The sequence below is a fragment of the Myxococcus sp. CA023 genome, assembly GCF_010998615.1.
GTDB lineage: Bacteria > Myxococcota > Myxococcia > Myxococcales > Myxococcaceae > Myxococcus.
In genome coordinates, this window is record NZ_JAAEAH010000078.1 from 1 (window position 1) to 16132 (window position 16132).

Consider the following 16132-nt stretch of genomic DNA (forward strand, 5'->3'; position numbering starts at 1 on the left):
ATCCACCAGCATCCATTACCCGCGCTGCACCCGCCCTCACCGGGATGTGCACTGCTTCACGGCATGGCAACCCGGTGGCGGGATATCGCCACGCCAGGCCACATCTCCTCCGGGACAGGGCATGCGTGCGATACGCTGCGGGGTCCACCGTCTTCAGGGAGGCGCAGGCGCTTCGTGGCCGAGCAGGCGGGCCAGTGCGCCTACTGCATCCCCGGCATGGTGGTGACGGCAGCGGCGCTCCAGACACGCTGAGGCGGCACCAAGGGGGCAAGCCCATGGCCCGCGCGCACGTCGACAACACTCGACGGAGGCCGCGCGCCATGTGAATCTGGGTTCGAAGTGGAAGGGTGCGGCGATGAACGCCGCAGGAACTCGGATGGTCGGGCCGCCATCCCAGCCGGCAACGCAGCCGGCGGGACCAGCGTATGTCGACGACCACGCCACAGGGGCAGCCGCCCCTTCCGCCCGAGGCCTGGGCCCCACTGCTTCGACTCTCCAGGCTCGCAGGCCGGCCGCTGGAGCGCTTCCTCCATGTCGAAGCGGCCAGTGGCATCCTGCTCCTCGTGGCGGCGGCCATCGCGCTTCTGTGGGCGAACTCGCCCTGGGCGGAGAGCTACGCGCACTTCTGGCACACGCCACTCGGCATCCGCGTCGGTGACTTCACCTTCGAGCGCAGCCTCGAATGGGTCGTCAACGACGGCTTGATGGCCATCTTCTTCTTCGTCGTGGGCATGGAGATTCGCCGCGAGGTCTATCAAGGCGAGCTGTCAGAGTTGCGGCGCGCCGCGCTCCCCGCAGCGGCGGCGCTGGGGGGCATGCTCGTTCCGGCGGGCTTGTACCTCCTCCTGGCGGATACCCCGGACACCCGCTCGGGGTGGGGCGTGCCCATGGCCACGGACATCGCGTTCGCGGTGGGAATCCTCACGCTCCTCGGAAGCCGGGTGCCCCCCGCCCTGCGCGTGCTCCTGCTCGCGCTCGCGGTCATCGACGACCTGGGCGCCATCATCGTCATCGCGGTGTTCTACTCATCGGGCGTGGCCGTCACCGGGCTGCTCGTCGCGGCGCTGGGAATCGTGGGTGTCTTCGCGATGCAACGGTTTGCCGTGCGCTCGAAGTGGGCCTACGTCGTTCCAGCGTTCGTCGCCTGGGCGGGCGTCTACTCCGCGGGGATTCATCCGACGATCGCGGGCGTCATCATCGGGCTCATCACGCCGGTGCGCACCTGGCTCGGTCCGGAAGGATTCGTCACCGGCGCTCGGACCGAACTCGAACACATCGCCCAGGCGCAGCCGGGCGAGCTGTCCTCCCATCACCTCTCGGAGACCTTGCGCCGGGTCGATGCCGCGCGCCGTGAGGCCATGTCGCCTTCGGAGAGCCTGATTGCCACGCTGCATCCGTGGGTGGCATTCGGCATCATGCCGGTGTTCGCGCTCGCGAACGCGGGGGTGTCGATTTCCAGTGAGCCGCTTGATGCGGCGTCGTGGACCGTGGCCCTCGCGACAGCCACCGGGCTCCTGGTGGGCAAGCCCCTGGGCGTGATTGGCGCCTGCTGGCTCGCACTGCGCCTGCGGCTCGCGACGTTGCCGAAGGGCCTGGGCATGAGGGAGCTGCTGGTGCTGGGAAGCACCGCGGGCATCGGCTTCACCATGGCCCTGTTCATCGCACAGCTGGCCTTCACGGAGACGAAGCTGCTCGCCGCAGGGAAGCTGGGGGTGCTGGCCGCGAGCGGGGCCGCCGCCGTCATCGCACTCGTCCTGGGACGGTGGTTGCTCACCACTTCGGCGCGGCCCGGCGCCGCGAGGTCCGTGGACGAGGCGGAGCGTTCGACGGCGCTGTAACGCCGCCCAGCCCCAGGTGTCCGCCACGCGCCACGACGCCACGTCCATGACGCCAACGACGTCACGGGGACGCAGGTGGGCTTCCGGTTCCCCACCGATGTCGCTGGAGTCATCATCGAGGTGAGCTGGCCCGAGTTCGCTCACTTGGGCGCCTCCTGGCGACGCATCCAGGGCTCGGGCACTATCCCGGTCACGAGCCTCGATGGCTCGTCGAACACTGCGGGAGCAAGTGATGCGAACATCGATGAAATGCATGGGGCTGTTGTTGCTCGTCCTGGGAGGCGCGTGCGCGAGCACCCGGCCCGCCTTGACCGAGCCCGTGCCTCCCCACCAGACGTTCACCATCGAGTCCGCGAAGCTGAAGGAGCCCCGCCACATCACCGTCTACTTGCCGCCGGGCTACACCACGTCGGCGGAGAGCCGCTTCCCAGTGCTCTACATGCCCGATGGCGGCCTCAAGGAGGACTTCCCGCACCTGGCCACCACCGTCGACACGGCCATCCGCGCGGGCGAACTGCGGCCCCTCATCATCGTGGGAATCGAAAACACCGTGCGGCGGCGGGACATGACGGGCCCGACCACGGTGGCGTCGGACCTGGAGGTCGCCCCCGTCACGGGAGGCTCGGCGACGTTCCGAGCCTTCATCCACGAAGAGTTGATGCCAGAGGTGGAGCGCCGCTACCGGGTGACGCAGGAGCGGGCCATCATCGGCGAGTCACTCGCGGGCTACTTCATCGTGGAGACGTTCTTCCTCCAGCCGGACCTGTTCGACACCTACCTCGCGCTGAGCCCCAGCCTGTGGTGGAACGCGGAGTCGTTGGTGAAGGGGGCGGGTGAATGGTTCGCGGCGCGGCCGGACCTGCGCGCGGAACTTTATGTGTCCTCCGCCAATGAAACGGACGACATCGTCCCCGCCGTGGCGAGGCTCCAGGACGTCCTCCGAACCAGCGCGCCCGCGGGCCTGAAGTGGGAAGTCGAACCCCGGCCCGACTTGCGCCACGACAACATCTACCGGGAGAGCTCGCCTGGCGTGCTGCGCAAGTGGCTGCCTCCCGTGGTGGCCGCCGAACGCGCGCCCTGACACAGCGCCCACGCGCCGCGCGGAAGCCCTGGGCATCCACGCGGCTGGTGGCGGACAGCGCATAGGTGCCGGCGGTGCTCTGCATCGCATCGTGCAGGGGTTTCTTGATGAAGTCCTTGAAGCGGGCATGCGTGAGGAGCATCACGAACGCGTCCTCGCCCACCACCACGCAGGTGGCGTGCTCGTCGGTGAAGTCCTTGTTGAACTCGAAGCCCAGCTTCGTGAAGAAGTCCACCGACCGCTTCAGGTCGGCCACGGGCAGGTTGAGGAAAAGCTTACGGGGACGGCTGACCGGTCCTTTTTCAGAAAGATTCTCCGCCCCCGCCTACCGAGGGAGCTCCCCGGGAAGGCCGAACCGCGGGAACAACGCCTCCGTATCGAGGAAATGGGTCATCGCCGCGATGCGTCCACCGGACAGCTCCAGGACGATGAGCGACCACGGCTTGAAGGGCCCGCCGTCACTGCTCGCGTGGTACTGGCCATAGGCCGGTGAGCCACAGGCCTCGGTCCTCACCAGCCGGGAGTCCCTGCAGACCGCCCCTCGCCCGAGAAACCAGCCAAGAATGGACTCGTGCCCCTGGAGCCACAGCGTGTAGGGGGGCATGGAGAGGGTGACTTCCTCGTGGAGAATCGCGGTGAAGGCGTCCATGTCGTAGCGCTCGAACGCATCCACGTAACGATTCAACAACGCCACCTGCGCGTCGGACTGAGGCACCCGGAACTCGGAGTCTTCCAGCCGCAGGTCCGACACAGTCGCCCGGGCACGCTGGAGCGCGCTATTGACCGAGGCGACCGACGTCTCCAGCGTCTCGGCGATCTCCGTGGCTGGCCAGCCCAGGACCTCGGCCAGCAGCAGCACCGCGCGCTGCTTGGGGGGCAGGTGTTGAAGCGCCGCGAGGAACGCGAGCCGGATGCTCTGACGCAGCGACGCCTGCTCGGAGGGGTCCACGTCCGACGGCACCGCCAGCGCGTCCGGAATGGGCTCAATCCAGCTCTTCGCCGGCAGCGGCGTCAGCGGCCCGTCGATGGAGTACGCGGGCCCCAGCTCCATCGGCCGCGCGCGGCGCCCGCTCGCCGACAAGGCGTCCAGGCACACGCGGGTGGCGATGGAGTACAGCCAGGTCCGTGGAGACGCACGGCCCTCGAACCGGTCCATCGCGCGCCAGGCGCGCACCATCGTCTCCTGGACGGCGTCATCCGCCTCCGAGACAGAACCCAGCATGCGATAGCAATGGCCCATGAGCGCCGAGCGGTGCGCCTCGAAGCCGAATACCTGCTTCCCAGAATCCGGAAGGTCCTTCATCAACGGGCGGTCTATCAGGCCCAGGACCTGGGTCCTACCCCCACCCCACCAGGACATCCTCGGCCATGTGGTGTCTCATTCGCGTTCCAACTCTCTCAGGACGGCCTCCGCGGCGCGGCGGCCCGACACCAGCGCGCCGTCGATGGAGGCATTGTCACGGTGGTCTCCACACACGAAGAGTCCCGGTGACAGCCGCACCGGCCGGCGAGGCGGCTCCAACACCTCCGGAGGCTGCGCGGGCAGCGCGAGCGGAATCGCATAGGTGCGCAGGTGCCGCCATGCGGACACGGCCGGGCCGAACCAGTTCGTCAGCTCCGCGAGCACCTCGGCTTGCAGCGTGGCCAGGTCCGGCGTGACGCCGACAACGGACACGGACACGAGCGCCTGCCCCCGCGGCGCATACGCCGGTGACACCTCGCTCATCACCGCCACGTTGTTCACCCGGCCCCGGCCCTCGCCATTGAGCAGCAGCCAGGGTCCTTCCACGGGCGGCTCCGGCGCGGCGAAGTAGAGGCACGTCACCCGGTTCATCACCGGTGGCACCATGCCCGGCAACAGCCCCACCGCGCTCGCGGGGTCCGTGGCCACCACCACCGCCTTGGCGCCAATCATCTCTCCATCCGCCAGGCGCACGCGGTGTCCCCACACGTCCGCCACCGGCGCGCGCATCCGCAGCAGTCCCGACGGAAGGCGTGCCGACAGTTGCTCTGGAATGGCGCCCATCCCCGACTCCGGAACCGCCGCGTATCCGGATGAGAACATGCGGAAGACGAACTCCAGGAAGCGGCTGGACGTGGTCAGCTCCCGCTCTAGGAAGATGCCGGCGAAGAAGGGACGCAGGAACGACTCACGCAAAGCCTCCGTGAAGCCCAGCTCGTCCAGGTAGCGCCGCGACGTGCGTGACGGCCGCTGCCACACGTCCTCCACTTCACCGGAGAGCGCCAGCTGCCTCAGTTCCAGGATGCGCAGCTTGTCCCCAAACGTCCCCACGGGAGCAAACAGGTGCCCGAGCGCCTCCATGGGGCGGCGCAGCGGGTCCGCAACCGTGTGCAACTTGCCACCCCGCCACACCTTCGCGCCAGGGACGAACCTGCGCAACGTCAGCGCCTCCAGGTCCAACGTGCGCCGGCCCTCCGGATATGCGGACAGGTACACCTGGAAGCCTCTGTCTAGCAGGAAGCCCTCATGGACGTCCGTGCGAACCCTGCCCCCCGGTGCGTCACTTCCCTCTAGCAACAACACCTTCACCCGTGACGCGACGAGCGCCCGCGCGCACGCCAACCCTGCGAGCCCCGCCCCGACGACGATGACCTCCGGATTCGGCACGCACGCTCCTCCACACTTCCTGCTCAAGAAAAGCGCCCACGCTCGCTTGATAAGCGTGGGAGGCGCAAGGGAGACTCGGAAGCGGTTGCGGGCAACAGACACTTGATGCAGAAACACCGGCTATTGCCCGTCCCACCTGTGCAACCAAGCGCCGGAATGCTCCCGGCCCACAACACCCCTCGGAGCGAGAGAAAGCAGGCAGCCCCATGTTGATCGTGATGCGACCCGACGCGACGGCCCAGGACATCGAGCGTGTGAACGACGAGATCCGCCGCCGTGGTTGGCAACCGCACGCGATTCCAGGGGGCACTCGCACGGCCGTTGGCATCACCGGAAACCCGGGCGCGGTGGAACCGGAGCCCTTCCGCGTGCTCCCTGGCGTCGCTGACGCCGTGGCCATCTCCCAGCCGTTCAAGCTCGTCAGCCGCGAGGTGAAGCCGGACGACACGCAGCTGCGCATCGGCGACCTGACGATTGGCGGCTCCGCCTTCCACGTCATCGCCGGCCCGTGCTCGGTGGAGTCGCGCGAGCAGATTCTCTCCACCGCCCACGCGGTGAAGAAGGCGGGTGCCACCATGCTGCGTGGCGGTGCGTTCAAGCCGCGCACCAGCCCCTATGAGTTCCAGGGCCTCAAGGGTGACGGCCTGGCGCTGCTGGCCGAGGCGCGCCAGGAGACGGGCCTGCTCGTCACCACCGAGGTGAAGGACACCGCGACGCTCCAGGCCGTCGCCGACGCCACGGACATCCTCCAGATTGGCGCGCGCAACATGCAGAACTTCAGCCTGCTGGAGGCCGTGGGGGACCTGCGCAAGCCGGTGATGCTCAAGCGCGGCATGAGCGCCACCATCAAGGAACTGCTGATGGCGGCCGAGTACATCGTCGCCCGCGGCAACACGCAGGTCATCCTCTGCGAGCGCGGCATCCGCACCTTCGAGACGATGACGCGCAACACGCTGGACCTCAACGCGGTGCCCATGCTGAAGGCGCTCTCGCACCTGCCCGTCTTCGTGGACCCGTCGCACGGCATCGGCGTGCGCAAGGCGGTGCCGGCGATGATGCGCGCGGCGACGGCGGTGGGGGCGGACGGCATCATCGTCGAGGTGCACCCTGACCCGCCGCGCGCGAAGTCGGACGGTGCCCAGTCGCTGGACTTCTCCGAGTTCGAGAAGTCCATGAACGAGGTCCGCGCCATCGCCCAGGCGATGGGCCGCGAAGTGGTCAGGCTGGGATAGGCCATGACACTCAAGGAAGCGCTGGGCAAGGTGGTGGGCCGGCGCGACCTCACCCGCGAGGAGATGACCCGCGTCATGGGTCTGATGCTCGCCGGGGAGGCTTCGCCTGCCCAGGTTGGCGCGCTGGCGACAGCGCTGAAGATGAAGGGTGAGACGGAGGATGAAATCCTCGGCGCGGCGGAGGCCATGCGGGCCTGCGCGGCGAAGCTGTCCCCGCGTGCCGACGTGGTGCTCGACACCTGCGGCACCGGTGGCGACGGCGCGCACACCTTCAACATCTCCACCGCGGTGGCCTTCGTGGCCGCCGGGGCCGGAGTGACGGTGGCCAAGCACGGCAACCGCGCGGTCTCCAGCCGCTGTGGCAGCGCGGACGTGCTGGCGGCGCTGGGCGTCTCCATGGAGCGTCCGCACGAGCGCGTGGCGCGGGACATCGACGAACATGGCGTGGGCTTCCTCTTCGCGCCCTCGCACCACGGGGCCCTGCGGCACGTGGCGCAGGCGCGGCGGGACATGGGGTTCCACAGCGTGTTCAACCTGCTGGGGCCGCTGACGAACCCGGCGGGCGCGCGCTACCAGCTCCTGGGGACGTTCGACGGCAAGCGCGTGGAGCAGACGGCGCGCGTGCTGGGCCGGCTCGGCAGCCGCCGCGCGTGGGTGGTGCACGGCCATGACGGGCTGGATGAAATCTCCCCGTGCAGCGCCACGCAGGTCGCGGAGCTGCGCGAGGACGGCACGGTCCACACCTTCACGGTGTCGCCCCAGGACGCGGGGCTGGACGTGGTGCCTCGCGAGGCCATCGCGGGTGGCGACGCGGAGGAGAACGCCCAGCGGCTGCGCGCGCTGCTGGACGGTGAGCGCTCGGGGCTGCGCACGGCGGTGCTGCTCAACGCGGCGGCGGCGCTCGTCGTCGTGGGACTGGCGGCGGACCTGCGTGACGGCGTGCGGAAGGCGGAGCAGGCCATCGACTCGGGCGCGGCCCGCAACAAGCTGTCGGCCCTCATCGAGGGGGCCACGTCATGAGCACGACAGGAACGTTGGACCGCATCATGGCGCGCAAACGCCAGGAACTTGCAGCGCGTCCGCCCATGGCACCTCGCACCCGGCCCACGCCCCGCGACTTCGCCCAGGGGCTGGTGACCCACCGCTCCGGGCGGCGACTGAGCGTCATCGCGGAAGTGAAGCGCAAGAGCCCTTCGGGCGGGGACTTTCCCCACACCGACATGGTGGCGGTGGCCCGGGCCTATGAAGCCGCGGGCGCCAGCGCCATCAGCGTGCTGACGGATGGGCCGGACTTCGGCGGCGGTTTGGAGGACCTCGTGGCCGTGCGGGCGGCGGTGTCGCTGCCCGTGCTGCGCAAGGACTTCCTCGTGGCGGCGCGCGAGGTGGAGGAGAGCGCGATGTGGGGCGCGGACGCGGTGCTGCTCATCGCCGACGCGCTGGAGGATGGCGAACTGCGGGAGATGGTCGCCACGGCGAAAGCGGTGGGCGTGGCCGCGCTCGTGGAAGCCCACACGGAGGCGCACGCCGAGCGAGCGCTGGCAGCGGGCGCGAAGCTGGTGGGCATCAACAACCGCAACCTCGCCACGCTGAAGACGGACACGGGCACGGCCCTGCGGGTGATGCCGAAGCTGCGCTCCCGGGCCCGGGTGCTGGTGGCGGAGAGTGGCCTCAAGTCCCTGGCGGACCTGGTGGCGGCGCAGGAAGCGGGAGCGGACGCCGTCCTGGTGGGCGAGTCCCTGCTTCGAGAGCCCGACCCCGGACACGCGCTGCGGAGGCTGCTCGGGGTGAAGGACGCGGCGCCATGAGTGTCCGCGTGAAGGTGTGCGGCGTTACGCGCCTGTCCGACGCGGTGGCCGCGTGGGAGGCGGGCGTGGATGCGCTGGGCCTCAACTTCTACCCGAAGTCCCCCCGCTACCTGGACCTCCCCACGGCGGCGGCCCTGGCCCGTACGCGGCCGCCCCTGGGCACGGTGCTGGGCGTGTTCGTCAACGCGGCGCCGGACACCATCCGGGAGACGGTGCGCGCTTGTGGCCTCACGGCCGTGCAGCTCCATGGGGACGAGCCCCCGGAGGCCTGTTCGGGGTACGGGGTGCCTGTCATCAAGGCCCTGCGAGTCACCGGTCCGGAAGACGTGGCCCGGGCCCGGACGTATGTGGGCGTAGGGGACGTCGCGGGGCTGCTGCTGGACGGCGCAGCCCCGGGGTATGGCGGCGGCGGCGTGGGCTTCGACTGGTCGCTCGTCGCGGGGCTGGCGGGAAGTGGCGTGCCCGTGCTGGTGGCGGGAGGCCTGCGGCCCTCCAACGTGGCCGAGGCGGTGCGCGCGACGCGGCCGTACGGCGTGGATGTGGCCAGCGGCGTGGAATCCGCCCCTGGCATCAAGGACGTGGAAGCGGTGCGCGCCTTCGTGCGCGCCGCGAAGTCCATCAACCTCTGGGAGTGACAGACATGACGACGGAGACTGCCGCCGGCCGCTTCGGGCGCTACGGCGGACGCTACGTTCCGGAGACACTGGTTCCCGCGCTGCAGGAACTGGAAGAGGCCTATGCCGCGGCGAGCGCGGACCCGGCCTTCGGCGAGGAGATCGCCCGCGTGCTGCGCGAGTACGTGGGCCGCCCCACCACACTGACGCCCGCCCGGCGCCTCACGGAAGCCTGGGGCGGCGCGAATGTGTGGCTCAAGCGCGAGGACCTGGCGCACACCGGCGCGCACAAAATCAACAACACCGTGGGTCAGGTGCTGCTCGCCAAGCGGATGGGCAAGAAGCGCATCATCGCGGAGACGGGCGCGGGCCAGCACGGCGTCGCCACCGCCACCGCGTGCGCGCTCTTCGGCCTGCCCTGCGAGGTGTACATGGGCGCGCTGGACGTGGAGCGGCAGGCGCTCAACGTCTTCCGCATGCGCGCGCTGGGCGCGGTGGTACGGCCGGTGGAGTCCGGCTCGCGCACGCTGAAGGACGCGATGAACGAGGCCATGCGCACCTGGGTGTCGCAGGTGTCGGACACGCACTACGTCATCGGCAGCGCGGCGGGGCCGCATCCGTATCCGACGGTGGTGCGCGACTTCCAGGCCGTCATCGGCCGCGAGCTGCGGACGCAGGCCCAGGCTGCCTTTGGCGGCCTGCCGGATGCCATCATCGCGTGCGTGGGGGGCGGCTCGAATGCCATTGGCGTGCTGCACCCGTTCATTGGTGACGCCAGTGTGCGACTGGTGGGCGTGGAGGCGGGAGGCCACGGCCTGCATACGAAGCAGCACGGCGCTTCGCTGACGCTGGGGACGGAGGGCGTGCTGCACGGCTCGCGCTCGCTGGTGCTCCAGGACGAGGACGGCCAGATTCAGGAGGCGCACAGCATCTCCGCGGGGCTGGACTATCCCGGCGTGGGCCCGGAGCTGGCGCACCTGGCGAAGACGGGCCGCATGGAGGTCCGCATCGCCACGGATGACGAGGCGCTGTCGGCCTTCTACGAGGTGGCGCGCCTGGAGGGCATCCTCCCCGCGCTGGAGACGTCCCACGCCTTCGCGCGCGGCCGGGAGCTGGCGCGCGAGCTGGGGGCGGGCAAGCACCTGGTCATCAATTGCTCGGGCCGCGGAGACAAGGACGTAGCCACGATTTCCGCGCGGGGCGTGCCTCCGCCGGTGGGGGTGAAGGCATGAGCGGCGAGATTGCACAGACTTTCGCCCGGGCGAAGGCACGGGGCGAAGGCGTACTGGTGACCTATGCCATGGCGGGCGACCCGGACCTGCCCCGCTCGGTGGACGTGTTCGCCGCGCTGGTCGAGGGCGGCGCGGACGTGCTGGAGATTGGCGTGGCGTTCAGCGACCCCATCGCCGACGGCCCCGTCATCCAGGGCGCGGCGGAGCGAGCGCTCAAGGCCGGCTCCACGCTCAAGCGCGTGCTGGACGAGGTGGTTCCGGCGGTACGCAAGCGATGTCCCCAGACGCCGCTGGTCATCATGACGTACGTCAACGTCATCATGGCCATGGGCGAGGCGCGTTACGCGAAGCTCGCACGCGAGCGCGGCGTGTCTGGAACCATCCTCCCCGACCTGCCGCCCGAGGAGAGCGCGAGCCTGCGCGCCACGTTCGACGCGGAGGGCCTCGACCTGATTCCCCTGTGCGCACCCACCACGCCCCCGGCGCGGGCGCAGGCCATCGCGAAGGAAGGCCGTGGCTTTGTCTATTGTGTGTCCGTGTCGGGCGTGACGGGCGTGCGCACGGAGCTGCCGCCAGACCTTTCACAGCGATTGGACTTGGTGCGCAAGGCCGCGCCCGTCCCCGTGGTGGCAGGCTTTGGCATCTCCACGGCGGAACAGGCACGCGTGCTGTCTGCCCATGCGGATGGCGTCGTGGTGGGCAGCGCGCTGGTGCGTGCCGCGCACGCAGAAGGCCCCGAGGCGGCGAAGGCCATTTGCGCCGACATCAAGCGCGGGCTGCGGCGCTGAGGCACGGCTGCAAATGCTCTCTTCACGCTGAAAATTCAGGGATAATCCCACACCCCGTATAAGCACTCCGGCTCTCCGCATGTGCCCGCATCAGGCGGGCATTTGCGCGAGGACATTCCTCCGGAGGCAATATGCAGCAACGGCGAAGGCCGTCTTGGAGCAGGACGTTCCTGCTGACAGCAGGTTTGTTGGCAGGAACGGGATGTGGGGGCAACGCGGCTCCCACCGAGCCCGAGCAGCTCAGGAATCAGTCGCAAGGCCGGGGCTTTGGCCCCGACCTCGTGATTCGAGAGCTACGAGGCCCCAGCAGTATTCGGTTCGGTGAGCCCTTCACGACCATCGTGAAGGTCTGCAACGAAGGCACAGCGCCCGCGCAGAGCCCCATAGGTCCCATCCAGATGGACTTGTACCTGTCCACGGATGGCACGCTCTCCTGGCCCGACCCGAACTTGCCACCCCCGACGGACCAGGTGCTCCTCGCCACGCTGGAGGTCAGCGCGCTGGCGGCCGGCCACTGCGAGACGCGAGCCTTCACCGGCTCCGCTACGCCGCCGGGTCCCCAAACGGATGGCATCTACTACCTGGGAGCCATCACCGACGTGCACCAGACCCTCGTCGAACTGGACGAGGCCAACAACACCGCGGTGACCGCGCTGGGCATCGGGAACCGGCCGGACCTCGTCGTCACGGAGCTTCGTGGCCCCACGAGCGTCACGAACAGCGGGACGGTCGCGTCGACGCTCAAGGTGTGCAACCAAGGCACCAACGTGTCGGACGACACCATCGTGGAGCTGTACCTCTCCACGAACGGCACGCTGTCACTTCCAACGACGGGCGGACCTCCACCCACGAATCAGGCCTCACAGGGAACGGTGGAGGTGCCCGAACTGCCCCCGGGTCACTGTGCCATCCGCCACGCCTCTTTCCCGGTGATATCGCCGCCCGACGCGATACCCGGTCAGCCGCTCTACCTGGGCGCCATCGCCGATACGCCCGAGTTCTCCACGGAACTGAACGAGGACAACAACGTCTTCGTGGGTGACCTCGTCGCCATGGGAGCGGGACCGGACCTCGTCGTCACCTCGGTGCACGCCCCCACCAGCATCCGGAGCGGTGACCTGCTTGGCGCCTCCGTGAGGGTCTGCAACCACGGCACGCTGCCCGCGAATCCCAGCTCGCTCGAGCTGTACCTCTCCGTGGATGGCAACGTCACCATGCCTGGCAGCGGCAGCCCACCGCCGCCTGGACAGGCAATGGTAGGCCAAACGGATGTGCCCCTCCTGAACCCTGGCATTTGCATCACTCGTAATGTCCAGGGCGCCGCGACGTTCCCAGCCGGCGCGCCCCAGGATGGCACCCTCTTCCTGGCCGCCATCATCGATTCTACGCAAGACATCCCTGAACTGCGTGAGAACAATAACGCCTTCACCCAGGGGCTCATCGGTGCAGGGGCGCGCCCGGACCTCGTGGTGACCGCGGTTCGTGCTCCGGCCAGCGTGTCCCCTTCGGCATCTTGGGCCCCTGTCAGCATCACCGTATGCAACGAGGGGACCGTCTCTGCCTCGGCGGTCGCGGTGGATATCTACCTGTCCATGGTGCCGACGCTGGACTCGCCTGCCATGGAGGGACCGCTGCACGGGACCCAGCTCAAGGTCGGCGGATTCGGCATCTCCGCCGTCGAAGCAGGGCGTTGCGTCACACGCGAGGAGCCCATCACCCTGGCCCGTCCCCCTGGTGCGCCACCCCAACTCCAAGCATTCTACGTGGGCGCCATTGTCGACCCCGGGTCGAACATCGTGGAGCTTCGCGAGGACAACAATGTCTTTGTCGGTGAGCAAATGGGTCTCGGCAACAGGCCGGACCTGGCCATCACCTCCGTGAAGGGCCCCGCCAGCAGCATGCCTGGCGACGTGCCTGTCACCGCCCGCATCTGCAACCAGGGCACCGTGGCCTCACAGAACACCCAGGTGGAGTTCTACCTGGCTGCGCATGCCTTCCTGAATGCCCCGATTCAGGGGGGCTCACCTTACAACGCCGACCCGCATACGGCGTTCTCCATTGGGATGCAGCAGGTGCCATCGCTGGATGTGGGCGAGTGCAGGACGATCTCCACCCTTGCTACCGCGATGAGCTTCCCCGCGGAGTACATCGACAAGGCGTTCAATCTTGGAGCCATCATCGACCCACACGCGCAGGACGAGGAACTCCGCGAAGACAACAACACCTTCGTCGGAGACTTCATGGGCCTGGGCAACCGTCCTGACCTGGTGGTCACTGCCATCGATGGTCCCGCCAGCGTGCGCAACAGCACCCTCTTCACGACTACCCTGACCGTCTGCAACCAGGGCACCTATTCTTCCGGGCCCACGATGGCGCAGGTGTATCTGTCCACCGAACCCCACCTGGTGCTTCCAGATTGGAGCGGGCAAGGAACTCCGTTCCCATGGAGTCAAACGCCCGTGGGCGACGTGAGCATCCCCACCCTGCACGTCGGGCACTGCTTCACAGGGCAAGTGACTGGCGCGGCCTACATCCCGCCCGGCTCGCACCGCGAGGCCATCTACCTGGGCGCCATCATCGATGCGAACGACTCCATCGAGGAGCTTCGCGAGGAGAACAACGCCTTCGTGCGCGGCCGCATCGGCGTAGGAAACAAGGCGGACCTCGTCGTCACCGCCATCAACGCTCCGACAAGCGCGCGAATCCACAGTGCCTTCACCGCAACCGTGACGGTCTGCAACCAGGGCACCGAATACGCGAGCTCCTCCGACCTGGAACTGCACTTTTCGACCCTGCCCACGTTGGAAATGCCACGGTGGTCCGGTTCGGGCTCCCCCCTGCCCGTCACCCAGACCCCCATCGGCAACATCCCAGTGCCACACCTGGACGCGGGCCACTGCATTTCCCAATCCATCCAGGCCTCTACACAGTTGCCACCCGACGCACTGTTTGCCCAGCCCTTGTACCTGGGCGCCATCATCGACGGATGGGGCAACAGCGAGGAACTGCGCGAGGACAACAACACCTTCGTGAGCGGAATCATCGGCGTCGGTGATGGCCCTGACCTTGTCATCACGGCGGTGCAGGCGCCCCCGAATGTAGGGCCGTTCGCGACGTTCCACCCGACCGTCACGGTTTGCAATCAGGGGACAGAGCACTCGGACAGCACCCTCGTGGAGTTCCACCTCTCCACGGAAGAGACGCTCGTCATGCCGCGCTGGAGTGGCCCCGGCAATCCACTGCCACCGACACAGCACTCCATTGGCGAGCTGAGTGTCCCCTTCCTGAATCCAGGGAGGTGCTTCACGGGAAGCGCTGTCGCAACACTGACGCCGCCGCCCGCGACAGCCCCTGACCAGAAACTCTACCTGGGTGCCCTGGTCGATGGGATGCAATCCCAGGAGGAGCTGCGTGAAGACAACAACATCTTCATGAGCGGTCGCATGGGCGTGGGCTATGCGTCCGACCTGGTCATCACGTCACTCACGGGCCCCGCGAGCGTCGAAGCCACCGCCGCGTTCACCGCCACGGTCACCGTCTGCAATCAAGGCACGTCTGAATCCTATCCCACGGAACTGGAGGTCCACCTCTCCACCGAAGCAAGCATGGCCATGCCCGAACGGTACGGCCCGGGAATCCCGATACCCGCCAGCCAGGCGTACGCCGGCGAGTTCGGAGTCCCCGCCTTGGGTATCGACGATTGCATCACGCTGCAGGTGCCCTCCTGGTCGAACCTTCCTGTCCTGGCCCAGCCCGAACAGCCCTTGTATCTCGGCGCGGCCATCAATCCGGACCTGCTCGCTGGTGAGCTGCGCGAGGACAACAACACCTTCGTCGGTGACATCATGGGTGTTGGCGCCGGTCCCGACCTGATTGTCACCGCGGTGCAAGCGCCCGTCAGCGTGGAACGCACTGGCAACTTCACTGCCTCGGTGACGGTCTGCAATCAGGGCACCCGGGCATCGGGCAGCGTGCAGTTGGACCTGTACTTCTCCACCCGGGCCCAGGTCGAGATGCCTCAGTGGAATGCACCAGGTTTCCCCTACCCGCGCACGCAAGCGCTCATCGGCGCCTGGAACGTGCAGCCCCTGAATCCGGGACAATGCACCACAGAGCCCGTCCTCGCGTGGGTGGAACTGCCCGAGGAGGCCGAGCTCCATCACCCGCTGTATCTGGGCGCGGTCATTGACTCGAACCAGGCGCAGGCCGAGCTGCGCGAAGACAACAACATCTTCGTCAGCGGACTCATGGGAGTGGGCAACCAGCCAGACCTGGTCGTCACCTCCGTCTCCGGCCCCACCTCCGTAAGAACGGGAACAACCTTCACCGCCACCGTGCAGGTCTGCAACCATGGCACCGCGCCCACCCACGCCTCCATGGATGTGGCGCTGTACCTGTCGAGCAACAACACGCTCGAATTCCCCTATCAAAGCTGGCCGGGCGTCCCCCCCGACAGTCAGAGCCAGATTGGAGCGATGACCGTGCAATCTCTGTACGCCGGGCAGTGCGTCACGCGCAACACGCAGGTGACGGTCAACACGCCTCCGGATTCTGGCCCCACTGGGTTCTTCTACCTGGGCGCCCTCGTCGACCCATGGCAGAACCTCGAGGAACTGCGCGAGGACAACAACGTCCTCGCGGACCGGTTCATCGCGGTGATGCCGTAGTCGTCGTGGTCTGAGAACGGGCCCGGCCGAGCGCATCGACGTTCGGCCGGGCCTTGTTTCGAGGTCGCATGCATTCCAGAAAAAATGCCAGCCACCTGCCTGCAATTCTTACACACCCGCGTTGCCGCGTTCCGTCCTCGGCGTCAGTGACTCCTGCCGTCACGTGCCCATCCGGCTGGGAGTTCCAGACAAGAACAAGCCCCCCGGGCCATCCTCCCGCCGCTCCCAAGACATTCCCTGACACGC

The 16132-nt window shown here is 68.2% G+C and carries 11 protein-coding genes and 1 pseudogene; 10 read left to right on the forward strand and 2 right to left on the reverse strand.

Annotated features, from left to right (window positions below; genetic code table 11):
• The 3 genes and pseudogenes from F8M74_RS38170 to F8M74_RS29125 form a co-directional block, all read left to right on the forward strand.
• Nucleotides 1-252, forward strand: a pseudogene (locus tag F8M74_RS38170) (hypothetical protein); the annotation flags it as partial.
• A gap of 173 nt (nt 253-425) precedes the next feature.
• A complete protein-coding gene (nhaA, locus tag F8M74_RS29120; RefSeq protein ID WP_141257218.1) occupies nt 426-1838 on the forward strand; it encodes a Na+/H+ antiporter NhaA in 1413 nt (470 codons plus the stop codon).
• Nucleotides 1839-2040: 202 nt separating this feature from the next.
• A complete protein-coding gene (locus F8M74_RS29125; protein WP_141257217.1) occupies nt 2041-2919 on the forward strand; it encodes an alpha/beta hydrolase in 879 nt (292 codons plus the stop codon).
• Nucleotides 2920-3244: 325 nt separating this feature from the next.
• On the opposite strand, the gene F8M74_RS29135 is transcribed toward F8M74_RS29125, so the two are convergent.
• Together F8M74_RS29135 and F8M74_RS29140 are read right to left on the reverse strand one after the other, a co-directional pair.
• On the reverse strand, nt 3245-4222 hold the full coding sequence (locus F8M74_RS29135) for a sigma-70 family RNA polymerase sigma factor (protein WP_171410440.1): 978 nt from the start codon (nt 4220-4222) through the stop codon (nt 3245-3247).
• 75 nt (nt 4223-4297) lie between these two features.
• Entirely contained in the window at nt 4298-5548 is a 1251-nt protein-coding gene (locus tag F8M74_RS29140) for an NAD(P)/FAD-dependent oxidoreductase (RefSeq protein WP_141257215.1), read from the reverse strand.
• A 206-nt stretch (nt 5549-5754) separates the two neighbouring features.
• On the opposite strand from F8M74_RS29140, the gene aroF reads away from it, so the two are divergent.
• From aroF to F8M74_RS29175, 7 genes are all read left to right on the forward strand, one after another.
• Nucleotides 5755-6780 (forward strand): 3-deoxy-7-phosphoheptulonate synthase, encoded by a 1026-nt coding sequence (gene aroF, locus F8M74_RS29145; RefSeq protein ID WP_090492163.1) that lies wholly within the window; start codon nt 5755-5757, stop codon nt 6778-6780.
• A 3-nt stretch (nt 6781-6783) separates the two neighbouring features.
• Nucleotides 6784-7800 carry an anthranilate phosphoribosyltransferase gene (gene trpD / locus F8M74_RS29150; protein WP_141257214.1) on the forward strand — a complete coding sequence of 339 codons (1017 nt, stop codon included), beginning with the start codon at nt 6784-6786 and terminating at the stop codon, nt 7798-7800.
• Nucleotides 7797-8585, forward strand: coding sequence for an indole-3-glycerol phosphate synthase TrpC (locus F8M74_RS29155; protein WP_141257213.1), 789 nt, complete (start codon nt 7797-7799; stop codon nt 8583-8585). The genes trpD and F8M74_RS29155 overlap by 4 nt, the downstream gene beginning before the upstream one ends.
• Nucleotides 8582-9220, forward strand: a complete 639-nt coding sequence (locus F8M74_RS29160) for a phosphoribosylanthranilate isomerase (RefSeq protein WP_141257212.1) — start codon at nt 8582-8584, stop codon at nt 9218-9220. Before F8M74_RS29155 ends, F8M74_RS29160 begins: the two co-directional genes overlap by 4 nt.
• Nucleotides 9221-9225: 5 nt before the next feature.
• A complete protein-coding gene (gene trpB / locus F8M74_RS29165) occupies nt 9226-10431 on the forward strand; it encodes a tryptophan synthase subunit beta (protein ID WP_141257211.1) in 1206 nt (401 codons plus the stop codon).
• Nucleotides 10428-11219, forward strand: coding sequence for a tryptophan synthase subunit alpha (gene trpA / locus F8M74_RS29170; protein ID WP_141257210.1), 792 nt, complete (start codon nt 10428-10430; stop codon nt 11217-11219). The genes trpB and trpA overlap by 4 nt, the downstream gene beginning before the upstream one ends.
• 131 nt (nt 11220-11350) lie before the next feature.
• Nucleotides 11351-15886: a CARDB domain-containing protein gene (locus tag F8M74_RS29175; RefSeq protein WP_216620562.1), complete on the forward strand. Its 4536-nt coding sequence runs from the start codon at nt 11351-11353 to the stop codon at nt 15884-15886.
• Nucleotides 15887-16132: the final 246 nt, after the last annotated feature.

What these genes read in the sequence shown, in the direction of transcription:
- nhaA (WP_141257218.1), top strand. Translation starts at nt 426, where the DNA reads ATGTCGACGACCACGCCACAGGGGCAGCCGCCCCTTCCGCCCGAGGCC.
- F8M74_RS29125 (WP_141257217.1), top strand. Translation starts at nt 2,041, where the DNA reads ATGGCTCGTCGAACACTGCGGGAGCAAGTGATGCGAACATCGATGAAA.
- F8M74_RS29135 (WP_171410440.1), bottom strand. Translation starts at nt 4,222, where the DNA reads ATGAAGGACCTTCCGGATTCTGGGAAGCAGGTATTCGGCTTCGAGGCG.
- aroF (WP_090492163.1), top strand. Translation starts at nt 5,755, where the DNA reads ATGTTGATCGTGATGCGACCCGACGCGACGGCCCAGGACATCGAGCGT.
- trpD (WP_141257214.1), top strand. Translation starts at nt 6,784, where the DNA reads ATGACACTCAAGGAAGCGCTGGGCAAGGTGGTGGGCCGGCGCGACCTC.
- F8M74_RS29155 (WP_141257213.1), top strand. Translation starts at nt 7,797, where the DNA reads ATGAGCACGACAGGAACGTTGGACCGCATCATGGCGCGCAAACGCCAG.
- F8M74_RS29160 (WP_141257212.1), top strand. Translation starts at nt 8,582, where the DNA reads ATGAGTGTCCGCGTGAAGGTGTGCGGCGTTACGCGCCTGTCCGACGCG.
- trpB (WP_141257211.1), top strand. Translation starts at nt 9,226, where the DNA reads ATGACGACGGAGACTGCCGCCGGCCGCTTCGGGCGCTACGGCGGACGC.
- trpA (WP_141257210.1), top strand. Translation starts at nt 10,428, where the DNA reads ATGAGCGGCGAGATTGCACAGACTTTCGCCCGGGCGAAGGCACGGGGC.
- F8M74_RS29175 (WP_216620562.1), top strand. Translation starts at nt 11,351, where the DNA reads ATGCAGCAACGGCGAAGGCCGTCTTGGAGCAGGACGTTCCTGCTGACA.